12 protein-coding genes and 1 pseudogene are annotated in these 12,166 nt (G+C 32.8%); 1 reads left to right on the forward strand and 12 read right to left on the reverse strand.

The window, feature by feature from the left end; genetic code table 11:
* Nucleotides 1-322: 322 nt before the first annotated feature.
* A pseudogene (locus ACQ0RB_RS12650) lies at nucleotides 323-742 on the forward strand (transglutaminase); the annotation flags it as partial.
* 110 nt (nucleotides 743-852) lie between these two features.
* Here the strand turns inward: ACQ0RB_RS12650 and ACQ0RB_RS12655 are convergent.
* The 12 genes from ACQ0RB_RS12655 to ACQ0RB_RS12710 all read right to left on the reverse strand — a co-directional run bounded on the left by ACQ0RB_RS12655 (nucleotide 853) and on the right by ACQ0RB_RS12710 (nucleotide 12,152).
* On the reverse strand, nucleotides 853-2,322 hold the full coding sequence (locus ACQ0RB_RS12655; protein WP_430498865.1) for a serine hydrolase domain-containing protein: 1,470 nt from the start codon (nucleotides 2,320-2,322) through the stop codon (nucleotides 853-855).
* A 105-nt stretch (nucleotides 2,323-2,427) separates the two neighbouring features.
* Nucleotides 2,428-2,967, reverse strand: a complete 540-nt coding sequence (locus ACQ0RB_RS12660) for a helix-turn-helix domain-containing protein (RefSeq protein WP_430498867.1) — start codon at nucleotides 2,965-2,967, stop codon at nucleotides 2,428-2,430.
* A gap of 89 nt (nucleotides 2,968-3,056) precedes the next feature.
* Complete coding sequence (locus ACQ0RB_RS12665; protein ID WP_430498869.1) at nucleotides 3,057-3,845, reverse strand: T9SS type A sorting domain-containing protein; 789 nt, start codon at nucleotides 3,843-3,845, stop codon at nucleotides 3,057-3,059.
* 59 nt (nucleotides 3,846-3,904) lie between these two features.
* Entirely contained in the window at nucleotides 3,905-4,714 is an 810-nt protein-coding gene (locus tag ACQ0RB_RS12670; protein WP_430498870.1) for a T9SS type A sorting domain-containing protein, read from the reverse strand.
* Nucleotides 4,715-4,763: 49 nt separating this feature from the next.
* Nucleotides 4,764-5,456, reverse strand: coding sequence for a DUF4386 domain-containing protein (locus ACQ0RB_RS12675; RefSeq protein ID WP_430498872.1), 693 nt, complete (start codon nucleotides 5,454-5,456; stop codon nucleotides 4,764-4,766).
* Between the two features lie 4 nt (nucleotides 5,457-5,460).
* Nucleotides 5,461-6,780 carry a serine hydrolase domain-containing protein gene (locus ACQ0RB_RS12680; protein ID WP_430498874.1) on the reverse strand — a complete coding sequence of 440 codons (1,320 nt, stop codon included), beginning with the start codon at nucleotides 6,778-6,780 and terminating at the stop codon, nucleotides 5,461-5,463.
* A 31-nt stretch (nucleotides 6,781-6,811) separates the two neighbouring features.
* Nucleotides 6,812-7,786, reverse strand: coding sequence for an NAD(P)-dependent alcohol dehydrogenase (locus tag ACQ0RB_RS12685; protein ID WP_430498875.1), 975 nt, complete (start codon nucleotides 7,784-7,786; stop codon nucleotides 6,812-6,814).
* A 46-nt stretch (nucleotides 7,787-7,832) separates the two neighbouring features.
* Nucleotides 7,833-8,636: an FISUMP domain-containing protein gene (locus ACQ0RB_RS12690; RefSeq protein ID WP_430498877.1), complete on the reverse strand. Its 804-nt coding sequence runs from the start codon at nucleotides 8,634-8,636 to the stop codon at nucleotides 7,833-7,835.
* Nucleotides 8,637-8,685: 49 nt separating this feature from the next.
* Nucleotides 8,686-9,240 (reverse strand): hypothetical protein, encoded by a 555-nt coding sequence (locus ACQ0RB_RS12695; protein WP_430498878.1) that lies wholly within the window; start codon nucleotides 9,238-9,240, stop codon nucleotides 8,686-8,688.
* Between the two features lie 10 nt (nucleotides 9,241-9,250).
* Nucleotides 9,251-10,177, reverse strand: coding sequence for a polysaccharide deacetylase family protein (locus tag ACQ0RB_RS12700; protein ID WP_430498880.1), 927 nt, complete (start codon nucleotides 10,175-10,177; stop codon nucleotides 9,251-9,253).
* Between the two features lie 3 nt (nucleotides 10,178-10,180).
* Entirely contained in the window at nucleotides 10,181-11,209 is a 1,029-nt protein-coding gene (locus ACQ0RB_RS12705; protein ID WP_430498882.1) for a C45 family autoproteolytic acyltransferase/hydolase, read from the reverse strand.
* Nucleotides 11,210-11,231: 22 nt separating this feature from the next.
* Nucleotides 11,232-12,152, reverse strand: coding sequence for a hypothetical protein (locus ACQ0RB_RS12710; protein ID WP_430498884.1), 921 nt, complete (start codon nucleotides 12,150-12,152; stop codon nucleotides 11,232-11,234).
* Between the last annotated feature and the right edge of the window lie 14 nt (nucleotides 12,153-12,166).

The raw sequence follows: 12,166 nt of genomic DNA on the forward strand, positions 1-12,166 counted from the left end.
AATTAAACTAAATAAGGTTTTTATTTAGAACATATTGCAAAGTAAATATAATAATTTATTTAACTTTTCAAACATCATGAAATAACTCTTAAAAGTTCTTCTATCACTTAATAAGTAGTTTTACTTATTAAGAGAGATTGTACAAAACTAAAAATCAACCAAATCCATTGTTCCTATCAGCTATTAATCTTTGATATAATTCACATACGCTACGCTCTACCCAACATTCAGCAAGTTTATTATCTTTAATACCCCAAATAGCAATCCCAGAAAACGATACAAATTTCTGGTCGGGTTGTAAACAAAAAAGTCAGATGGACATTGCATTGATAAAGCCATTTTATACATTGCTTGTTTACGCGCCTTCAATATTCCTGCAAGGTTACATTTAGCTAAAGTATCTAACCATATTGCTACAGAGCGTTTAGAAAAAGTGATTGGCACTAACGAGCTGGCACCTCATGGTTTGGTAGATGTATTTTATAATGGCAAATGGGTTAAATGTTCGCCTGCGTTTAATAAAGAACTATGTGCTATTTACAATGTAGATGTTTTAGATTTTAATGGTACCGAAGATGCAGTGTTACAAGAATACAATAAAGACGACCATAAATTTATGACCTACATTGAAGATTATGGTCATTTTGAAGATCTGCCTTTGGAATTTATAAAGGACACATTTAAATCAAATTATCCTAGTCTTTATGAAAGATTTGAAGGTCAGGATCATATTACAGTTTAAAAGAAGAACTGTTTTTTTAAAATACAAAAAGCCTTACATTTCTGTAAGGCTTTTTTTTGTACACAATATTGATCTATTTTTTGAACCAATCAGTAACTTATTTTAAAACTTTATCTTTTATCCCACAACTCATTACCTAGATATAGCTTTTGGGTGAGTAAATATTCGTAAATATTATTGACATTGTCTCCATTGAGAAATACGATATATCCGTTCTTGGATTGAGGAAACATGATTGCCAAAGTACTTACCCCGGGATCTTTACCTGTATGTAACATAGCAAACTCACCATCACTAAAACCTGTTAGGATTTCCCAACCAAAACCAAAGAAGTCGTTTTCGCGCAATTTTACTTGATGCTTTTTCATTTCTTGAAATAGCTCTTGATTAAGTTCTGCTCCATTAATTACATAAGCCACAAACCTTCCATAATCTTCGACAGTGGTTAATAGATTAGCTGCTGCATTAGCCTCGTAATACTTAACCGTTTCAATATTATTTCCGTTTTCGTCAAAGTTTTGTGCATATCTCGATTCATCCATGAAATCGTCCCACCAGAACCTTGTATCATTCATTCCTGCAGGTTTAAAAAGAAATTCTTGAGCCAACTCTTCTATAGACCTTTCCAACTTTTTCTCAACTGCTTTTCGTAAATATTCAAAACCTTCACCAGAATATTGGTATTTCTCACCAGGATTAAACTGAAAGTGCAACTTATTTGAATCGGTCATATACCTCCAATTAGGAAATCCTGTTTGGTGGGTCAATACCAAAAAAGGGGTTAACTTTTTGTGTCTTTTGTCATTTTTTAAGTCTGGGTCTATCCAATACTTGTGTAAAGGTTCATTCATATCCAAGAGTCCATTATCCACTAGTTTCAACACCGTTAATGCAAATACAGGCTTTGTTAATGACGCTACTTTAAAAATGGTATTATAAGGCGCTTTTTGGTTTTTATCTAACGTGCCATATACTTCAACCTTTGTAAGTTTTCCATTCTCAATAATACCCAAACCCAATGCTGGAATATGATTATCTTTGAGTAACTGTTCTATCTCATTTATTCTTACAGTACTTTTTGAAGGGTCTTGATGGTCATAACTCAATGCTTCACTCAATACCCAATCATCCCCTTTTAATAACCAAACATGGGTAAACATTGCGATGCTTGTTAATACATCTTCTTTGCCGTTTTCTCTAATATAAAAACTGTGTTCTCCTTTTTGAATGGCCCCATATAGTTTTCCATTATTGAATAAAGGAAAGGCTTCCAAACTGCTTGCATTGACTTTACGAATTGGCTTTACATCCGGATTGGAACAGATGTATTTTTTAGTATTATTAAAGAATGAGTTTCTGTCTTGAAATCCACTTTGGTCGTGATAAAATTTTAAGTCTTCTGCAATATGATTGTCTAAATATTCTAAATCACATTGGTTAAAACCCTTCTCAAAAAAGATACTATCTTGTTTTTTTAAAGTTTTAAAGAGGTCTGAATTTTTGTCTACTTGCGCTTTGCTTTGTAGTGCACTACATACTGTTGCAACGACAGCGAAAATGATTGTTTTAATTTTCTTCATTTTTTGATAATCTTTGATTGATGATAATTTTTTGCAAATGTTCAATAAAATACATTATTGCATGAAAAAAGCACCTGACAATAGCACGACAAACACCCGCCAATGCTATATTATACTGAACTTGAGCTGAAAAAAGAGTTTTCCGTTTTTATCAATCTCAAATGCATTTCTAATAACAATGAATAGGTTTGAAAGCAGTAAGAAAATCATAACCACAAGTATAGACTTACTATTAAGGTCTAACCAATTTTTTAATAATGATGCCGTCATAAAAATAATCACCGCTATGATGGTCCATAATATCTGAATTGTAACCAGTTGTTTTGTTATTGCATTGAACTCTTTTTTTACAAACATGACTATGAGTGGCACAATAATATTTAGAGGTGGTATTACTGTAAAAGGTAAAGCAGAAAAATTAATTAGTTTAAGTACTCCTAAATCTGATTCTATTGTTTCATCTTGTTCTGGAAGTAAGGATTTCTCTTCTATTTCTAAAGCCTTTGCAAGCGATTTTAAGGTATACCCTTTTGGTTCAGTTCCTGCTTCAATACGCTGAATGGTTCTTACAGAAACACCAGATTTTTCGGCTAATTCTTCTTGTGTTATGTTTAATTTCTCTCTTATTGTTTTTAATCTAGACATGGTATCTTCCTTATTAACTCTTGTTAAATTAAGAAAATAGTTTGAGACGTTCATTGTTGACACTTGCAATTGCTATATATAGTTTAAGATTAGTTTTTAATAACTTTTATTGGTTTTTCATCATCTAACTGCAGTATATATAGACCGGCATCAACATCTTTTAGACTCATCACATTGTTATTTTGATCTATACTACCTTGCTTAATCATAGCTCCCTGTATATCAGTAATTTTATAATGAATCATGTTTTTAACACCTCTTAAGATTAAGACATCTGTTGTTGGGTTTGGAAAGATTGAAACATTATTCTGATTAGGGGTTATTGTTTCGCTTGAGAGTGTTGCAGTACTGATTGTTACTTCGTCAATTATAGCAGTTATATTGCTATTACTAAAACCGGTCATTCTAATCTCATCAATGTTTTTAAAATCGTCGTTATTAGATAGGTCATAATCTGAAAAGCTACTTGATGCACTTAATACCACAGCACCAATACTATTTCCATCTCTATAGCTTGTCATTGTAAAATTACCTGAAAAGCTAAACCACTGTATTATAATACTATCTAAATTAAATTCACTACCATCGTCTGATGCCATATTTAAAGTGGTAGCTTGTTGCGCAAAAATGGCTACGGTACTTGGTGAATTGGCTCCATTATGATTTATGGATCCAGAACCTTCACCATCCACAAAAAAAGACCAGCCCTGTATCGCACCACTACGTGGTAGAATGTTATAGCCGGCTATATTAGTATTTGAACCATCAAAGGATGTAGTCCCTATAGTTGGTTGCGCTGAAAGGATTGTTACCGAAAAGAAAACTACTAATAGCCCAATTATAGGTTTTGATTGATTTTTAAAGTAAAATTTATTCATAATTTAATTATTTGATTGCTTTTTATTTAAGTTTTAACCTTATATAAAATGCGATTTGATTATAATTTTAATACTTTAATAGATTGTTGATTGTCTATTTTTAAAAAATACAAACCTAAAGGCAGCTTTGTTAAATTGATTTCACTGTCATTTTGATTTATTTTTCCTTGTACAATAACTGCACCCTGTATATCTATTATTTGATAGTCAACTTTATCATAAACATTTTTCACATTTATATAATCGGTTGTTGGATTGGGATAAACGGCAAAGCCATTTCTATTAATATCAAACTCATCTATTGATAATGATGAGGCGCTGATTGTTATTTCGTCTATTTTAACATTCATATTGCTTACCCCACCAAACCCCAAAAATCTTATTTGATCTATGTTATCAAAATTGGTGTTGCTTGATACATCGTAATTGTTATAACCTTGTGTAGCAGAAATAGTGAGTTGGCCAACAAAGTTACCATCTCGATAGCTTCTCAAGCTTACATCGCCTGTAAAGTCTCCCCACTCTATAACTATGTTATCTAGGTCAAACTCACTGCCTTCTTCGGATGAAATGCGTATGCTAGATAAATATTGTTGGGTAAAAAGACTAACATAACTAGGACTGGTTGTTCCGCTGTGATATATAGCTCCTGCACCTGGTCCACCTGTATCATATCCATCCATGTAAAAATCCCAACCTTGTACCGAACCCGTTCTTGGAAATATGCTATAAGGTGCTATGTTAGCATCAGTACCATCAAAGGTTGTAGTTCCAATAGTTGGTTGTGCTGAAAGTGTTGCGACAAAAAAGAAAGTGGCTAAGAGCCATAAAATGTTTTTTGTTAATTTTTTTAAGTAGGTTGTTTTCATTGTTTTTGTAATTTAAATTAGTATTCTTTTTTTGATAGTTTTTTAAAATTTATTTCAGAATCGCTTTTTTTTTAGGGCCTTGGGAGTTAAAACCTTTAAAGATTAGCCGTATCCCCAATACAAGCTCGAAAAGTCCTGTAGGAACATTTAAAGCTAAATACTCAACAGTAATGACCTCAACTATGCCAAACAAAAGCAATACACTTGCTACTATTGATAATATGGTTCCTAATATCCCCCAAACAGAAAGCCATTTAGGGATTAATTTTGCTTTTAAAAACAGGATGTAGACCATTAGATTTCCTGCCCCAATGGTAAAGACCATAAAAATGTGGTTGATATAATCTCGTGTTGATTTTAGAACATTTCCAAAAGCTTCAAATGCCATTTGGTTTTCAGAAGTAATTTTTACAAATTCTTGACTTACTGCAAGAATCGACAACAAAATTACAGTGCCAATAATCAAAATGACTCCTGCTATTATTCTGAAACTTAAAAAGCCTAACGCTAACCTCTCGTTATGCTTTTTCACTATTGGATATAACAATATTGCAAAACCCAAGTATGTTAGGCATAAAACGAACTGGAACAAAGCAGCGGTTGATACTTGTGTTGCATTAGCAGCAGCTTCTGTTAAATAATTGGGAGAATCGACTGCTGAAGCTATACTTAAAATGCCAGTTATCATCCCTAAAATGATAAGAAATCCGGCTAATTTTATGTTGTTTTTTAATGTATTCATATGCTTATTCTTTATTTAATACATTTATTTTACCTCCTTGAGATATCTGCATTTGATTTTTTTCAATATCAAATATTATTGTAAGTCCCGCAGGTTCGTGTTTAAATTCTCCTTTTGCTGTAGCTTGTAGATTCATTACAGAATTGCCAGGTGCTTGAAGGTGTAATTGATTGCCCGATCTAGTTACTGTTAATTTTACTGGAAAGGTCTCGCTTGAATAGACTCCTAAATATTGATTCAACTCTTTAGATTTTGGTTCATAAATTCTAAAGTCTGGAATATCATAGTGCTTATCAAAAAGACTGTTGACGATGGTTACTTCAATTGAATTCATAGGATAGTCAAGACCGTTTGAAACAATTGCAAACCCAATATTTTCATCAGGAAAACATCTTAAAACCGAAATAAAGCCATCAATTTCTCCATTGTGACCATAACTTACCTTATCATAGTATTTTGTTTTGAAAAGTCCCATTCCAAACTTGTCCTGAATTGTTTTCATTTTTGCTATACTTTCCGGTAAAAGAATTTTGTTATTAAACAGCGCTTCTATGAAGTGCACTAAATCGGTAGGTGTGGATACAACTCCACCTGCTCCCATACTAATTGAAGGATGTGATTCATCGGTTTTCTTCCATTTTTTATCAAAACGATATGCATAAGCTTCGTTGTCCTCCGGATTTATTTTACTTCCAAAAAACGTATTATTTAGATTTAAAGGTTTGGTTATTTTATCCTCTAGAATCTGATTATAAGGTTTATTGTATAGCTTCTCCAAAATATAAGACAGTAATACATAGTTTGAATTACTATAAGCTGCTTTTTCATCTGGTTTAAAATCACTACCTCCTTTGGTAATAATATTAACCATTTCCGTTTCAGTTTTTGGTTGAGTGTGATAGCTTAAAAATTCTTCTTTGCTATCGGTGAAACTATGAATTCCACTTCTGTGATTTAAAAGATGGAAAATGGTGATAGTGTTTGCATTTTGTATTTCAGGGAAATACTTCTCTATTGTTTGATTAAGAGATATTTTTCCTTCTTCAATAGCTTTAAACATTAGTGTTGCTGTAAACACTTTAGAAACAGACCCTATTCTGTATTTTGTTTCTTTATTAGGTTTTTGTTTCGATGCCATATCAGAATAACCCACTTGTTTATTGTAGATTACTTTTCCGTCTTTTAAAATCGCTACACTACCCATGAATTTTTGATTTGCTTCTAGCGTATTGAAATAGCTATCTAGTTTTTGAGTATCTATGCTTTGTGCAAATCCTAAATGATTTATTATAAGTAGTATTAATACTATTTTTAACACTTTCATTTCTAATTTTTTATAAATTTTCTAATAATTATTAGTTAATCATATTAATAATGACATTCCCTTTTTTATTACCACCTTCAACATATCTGTGAGCCTCTATAATTTGTTCTAAACAATACCTTTTGTCAATGATGGTTTTTAACTTATTTTTCTCAAAAAGTTCAACAATCTGTTTTAAATATCCTTTTCGTATTGAAATTGATAAAAGTCCTGTAGCAGAAAACTTGACTTTCTTTTGGCTAAATATCCTTGTCCATAACATTTGTGCAAGTATAGAAGCTGAAAGAACAGGGTTTAGATATATGCCGTTTCTAGTTAATGAGTATTTTGATTGAGAAAATGTACTTTTGTTAGCTACATCGAAAATGATATCGTATAACTCATTATTTTCAGTAAAGCTATCTGTGGTATAATCAATGACCTGATCAGCCCCCAAGGATTTAACGACTTCAATATTAGTTGTACTGCAAACTCCCGTTACTATAGCCCCAAATGATTTAGCTATTTGAACAGCTGCAGAACCAACTGTCCCAGAAGCTCCATTGATAAGAACATTTTGATTAGGCTTCACATTAGCTAATACTACCATAAAATTCCATGCTGCCATGAATGTACAAACTGGCGCCACCTCTTCATCGTTCATATTTAGAGGTCTTTTTAAAATAAGACCGTTTTGTTTAACACATACATATTCTGCATAACAGCCTAAATTGGAACCTGAATGACCAAATACGCTATCGCCAATATCAAAAAGGGTGACATTCTTACCTATTGCTTCTATCCGACCCGAAAATTCGGCTCCTATTACTGATCTTTTGGGTTTTGTAAGGCCTAAAAACAATCTGGTAAAATATGGCTTGCCCTTTCTTTGTAATGGATCTTCAGTAGTAATAGGTATGGCCTTTATCTTTACTAATACCTCATCATCTTTAGGTTTAGGTTTTTCCAAACAGTCAAGCTTGAGTACATCAAGTGTGCCGTATTTGGTAATTTTAACTACTCTCATTAATATGTCATTTATGCGATAAAACCGTAACGAATAGGATATTTTATTAACTACTTTGTAGTTTTATAAGCCTTACACTCATTGCCCAACTAGAAAAGCTTTGTCCTTCACTAGCGACATTATCACTGATAGCATATATATAATTATAAGCATCATCAACAGCAGTTGAAGTCCAATAATAACCCCAAACGCCAGAATTGGTAAAAGTGCCATTATCTGTTCTTACTCCTCCGAACAATGAATGAAACTCACCATTTATAAGTTCTGTATGCGCCACATTTTCTCCTACCTGATTAATTAAAGCTTGCCAATGACCTTGAGTAGGCAATCCCCATCCTTCTGGTGCTACTTGTGAAGCTGCCTCCCAAGTATAAAGTCTACCATGAGTGTCACAGTTTGCAGCGACATCGTCATAACACCATGAGGTGGTTTCGGTTGCTGTGTTGGTATTGAAATTAAAGTTTTCTGCCAACCAAATTTGATTTCCTATTTTTACAATTTTGTAGCGTTGCCCGTCTCGTTCATCTAATAACGAATTTAAATGTGCTTCTGAAACACTTGTTGTGGATGTACAGTTATTGGCATCTCTAACTGTTAAGGTGTAATCACCTAATTCGACATCCTCAAAGGTATCGGCTGATTGAAATGTAGTACCATCTATAGAATACTCATAAGGCTCAACACCACCTGTGGCTGTAGCATTTATTGTATACTCTTCTGCTATAGCCGTTACAGCTAATGTGCTGGTTTCACAGGGATTATTGTCATCATCGCTAGAACACGATGTGATGATACTGATTGCAAAAATTGTAAGCATTGATTTGATTAAATTGAATGATTTTAGATTCATGATGTTTGTGTTTATTTAATAAATAGGTTAATTTTTTTTAGAGTTCATTTTATATTTTAAACAAAGGGTAAAACTCTTCTTCCATTCTTGAATTTATTTTATTTTTTTCCCTAAAAAGTATGAAAGAGCCTCCCCAAAGGGTATTGGGATAATCCAAAATTTGTTTAGTCATTTGCATTAAAGAGGGAACAGTGCTTTCAAGCTTATTAAGAGCCTCTTTTATTGGCATCCAGTAAATTTCTTCTTCACCTACTTTTGGTTTAAGTTGGCCACTTTTATAATTAGCAACATAAAGCTGACGCATATCAGAAGTAGACTTGAAATCATATTTATAGGTAAAGAGTCCTTTTAAATTGGGGTTAGAGATTGTTATACCATATACTCCTGAAATACTATCCAAAACTTCACTGATAGTTTGTCTCTCTTTGTAGTAAACAGCTGGTGTCATCCAACCAAACTTTGTTTTTCTCATTAAAATTTTATCATTATCCTTTACTATTGTTAATCTGATAATGGTTTGATTTGATTGCGGATTGTCTTGCGCGATTACATTGTCATTTAAACCAACGAGGATTAATAACAGTAGAAATATTACTTTTTTCATATTCGTGTTTTTACTTGTTTATTTGATTGTATAGTGCTTCTATTTTAGATATATCAGGCTCTTGTTTCATCCATTTTATGCGTTCTTCTTGTGTATCCATATATCGATATAGCCAACTGATTCCCCATTTTTTATAATAGGTATCCTTTTGCTTGTATATGGGGTCTTTTAATGATTCTTCAAAGCTTACAATGTTGAAGTTCTCTTGTTTTAATCTTGAAATGATTTCTACTAAATAATCGGCATTAATAGCATTGTCATGGCACAAATAAATGTGTTGAATTGGTCGCTTATAGATTGAAGTAGCCATCCTCTCATAAAAATGTACTAGTTCTATGGTCTTATCTACATATTGCTCACCAATGGATTTTGCCTTTTCGGTTTCTCCATTATCCAAATAGTATTTATACACGGTATCGAACATCCAATCTGAACTTTCAACCGTGAAAGGGGCTATGGTATATTTTTTTGATTTAAGATATTCTCTAATGTGTATATGCTGGGTCGAATCTTTACCCAGATCGTTAAATGGAAATCGGAAAAACTTGACCGCCTTATTATACTTGGAAGCATATGGTTTTGTTAGACTTTCACCTTTTTCTATATCTTTTACAAAACTTTCAAAACCGACTTCTGAATATCTGGAATGGCTAAAGGTATGGTTGCCGATAATAGCGTGCTCATTTTTAATCCACTCCTCCAATAACCCCTTGTTTCTATCTAACCATTCTGTTTTATAAATTTTATCCTCATTGATAAATATGGTAAAGGGTACTTTTAAAGAGTCTAGTACGTTTAACAGCATTGGACTGAAATTATCCTTTTGGTATTTGGTTGTATTGGGTACATCATCAATAGTGATGGATATGGACTTTTGTTGCGCAAAACCTAGATGTGCCAAAACAGAGAATAATATTATAAAAAGATGTTTTCTCATTTTTTATTTTTTCATGGTTTTTGAAATATTAATATCTCTCTTGTTTAGCCACCAATCCAATCTCGTTTCAGGTTTGAAATTTGTTGTTTTAGGTTTTGTTTCCGCTCTTTCTATTGTTAGGGAATTGAGATTTGAAACTACAGACCAAATCGTCCCAAATTGTTGTTTTTTTAAATCCAAACACACACATTTATCAGATAAAATTGCTTTGGCTTTCAGAAGGTCAATTTCTTCTAGATTTTTTAATTGTTTTTCCAATCCTTCATAACGTTCTTTACTTTTACTCCATTCGACACCATTTGCATCAAACTTTTTCATTTCGCTTAACTGGAATTGATTTGTTATGGTTATAAAATTCTCATCGTGATTTGGTTTTCTTACCATTGCTTTTTGAGGACAAGATTCCACTACTGTTAAATCGCCTGTCTTATCAGCAACCAAAAAGTTGTTTGCAGAAGATACTTTTGTGTTTAGAATTACATCCACAGCTTGTTCTGTAGATTCACATTCTTCTAAAACTTTTCTTATTATGAAGTGAAAACTTATTCCTGGTTGAATTTTTGTGCCATTTACAAACGACATGGCAACAGCTAAGCCTTTTTCATTTATTCCATCCGAGCGCCCAATAAAAACATCTGACTGACTGATATAAGCATATTTGTCTTTAGGGGCAATTAAGCTACTTTCTGTAAACTTTTTAAACTGGTAAAGCATATCATAATTTCTACCAAAGACAACAGCGTTATTATTCCTGAATGCAAACACACTACATTGCCCAGTAGTATTGAACACACCTAGGCTTAATAAAAAAGCACCTACATGTTCTGGTTTATCTTTAATCCCTTCGGCGAAACCTTTTATTTCTTCTATTACTTCAGGTGAAAAGTTTTTTAATTCTTTGTAAGACTCCATCCCGAAAGTGATTTTTTCTTTGCTAATTTTTGGTAAAGAGAATTTAGCCTTATCATGGAGCAAACTTCCATATTTCAATCCCATCTCGTAGAATTCTCCATAAAGTCTTGGGTGGTACATTACTTATAGTGTTTGAATTTTATTAATTGTTTTGATTTTTTAGTTGCTGAATTACATTCGCATCTACCCAGTAAATATCTTGATTACTTGTGTAGAACAAATATTTACCATCTTTGGTTACAAAGGGACAGAGTTCATGACCTGTTGTATTGATAACTGCTCCCATGTTTGTGGCTTTTGACCAATTATCATTATCATCCTTAAAACTGATGTACAAATCTCCCTGTCCATATCCCTCTTCTCTAATGCTACAAAATATAATATAAGATTCATCGGGAGAGACAAATACATCTGCTTCGTAAGCCCCTGTATTTATTGAATTACCAAGTAGTTTTGGCTTTTGGAATGCACCTTGTTTAAATACGGAAACATAGATGTTAAAATCATGTTTTCTGTTTATTGGAGCGTTTTTATTGGAAGAAAAATACATGCTTCCATTTTCTGCAAACGACATGTAGTATTCGTTTTTGTCGGTGTTGATATTCGGGCTAGCACGAATCAATTTTGGATTCCATTTGTTACCCTCTCTTTCAATATACCAGATATCATAATCTTCTTTTATATCGTCACCTTCTAAAGCATTATTGGATATAAAGTAGAGTCTGCTTTCATCGGGTGATAGAAAAGGGTCGTTTAAACTGTACGTATCTTGAGACAGCAATACTTTAGGTTTGCTCCAAATGCTACCTTCTAACTTAGTGTATCGTATTTCTGCCTTCCCGTTAACATCAACTCCAAAATAAAATTCGGTGGCATCTTTATTAAAAACCGAGCCGAATTCGGATTCATCCGCTTTTGAAATGAGTCCTGGCGCAAAAATCTTTGGTATTGATGTTGGTGGGGTCTGACCAAGATATATAAGTTGTTGTTGGTTGCTTTTTGGATTTCCCAACACCCAAAATGCCATTAAAAAGCAAAGCGTTATAATTCCATATAATTTCATTTTAATCTATTTAA

It is taken from the genome of Gaetbulibacter sp. PBL-D1 (assembly GCF_050509525.1).
Classification (GTDB): domain Bacteria; phylum Bacteroidota; class Bacteroidia; order Flavobacteriales; family Flavobacteriaceae; genus Gaetbulibacter_B; species Gaetbulibacter_B jejuensis.

Bases quoted from the DNA above. Each gene is read 5' to 3' on its own strand.
- ACQ0RB_RS12680 (WP_430498874.1), bottom strand. From the start codon at position 6,780: ATGAAAGTGTTAAAAATAGTATTAATACTACTTATAATAAATCATTTA.
- ACQ0RB_RS12700 (WP_430498880.1), bottom strand. From the start codon at position 10,177: ATGAGAAAACATCTTTTTATAATATTATTCTCTGTTTTGGCACATCTA.
- ACQ0RB_RS12665 (WP_430498869.1), bottom strand. From the start codon at position 3,845: ATGAATAAATTTTACTTTAAAAATCAATCAAAACCTATAATTGGGCTA.
- ACQ0RB_RS12705 (WP_430498882.1), bottom strand. From the start codon at position 11,209: ATGTACCACCCAAGACTTTATGGAGAATTCTACGAGATGGGATTGAAA.
- ACQ0RB_RS12710 (WP_430498884.1), bottom strand. From the start codon at position 12,152: ATGAAATTATATGGAATTATAACGCTTTGCTTTTTAATGGCATTTTGG.
- ACQ0RB_RS12675 (WP_430498872.1), bottom strand. From the start codon at position 5,456: ATGAATACATTAAAAAACAACATAAAATTAGCCGGATTTCTTATCATT.
- ACQ0RB_RS12685 (WP_430498875.1), bottom strand. From the start codon at position 7,786: ATGAGAGTAGTTAAAATTACCAAATACGGCACACTTGATGTACTCAAG.
- ACQ0RB_RS12655 (WP_430498865.1), bottom strand. From the start codon at position 2,322: ATGAAGAAAATTAAAACAATCATTTTCGCTGTCGTTGCAACAGTATGT.
- ACQ0RB_RS12660 (WP_430498867.1), bottom strand. From the start codon at position 2,967: ATGTCTAGATTAAAAACAATAAGAGAGAAATTAAACATAACACAAGAA.
- ACQ0RB_RS12690 (WP_430498877.1), bottom strand. From the start codon at position 8,636: ATGAATCTAAAATCATTCAATTTAATCAAATCAATGCTTACAATTTTT.
- ACQ0RB_RS12670 (WP_430498870.1), bottom strand. From the start codon at position 4,714: ATGAAAACAACCTACTTAAAAAAATTAACAAAAAACATTTTATGGCTC.
- ACQ0RB_RS12695 (WP_430498878.1), bottom strand. From the start codon at position 9,240: ATGAAAAAAGTAATATTTCTACTGTTATTAATCCTCGTTGGTTTAAAT.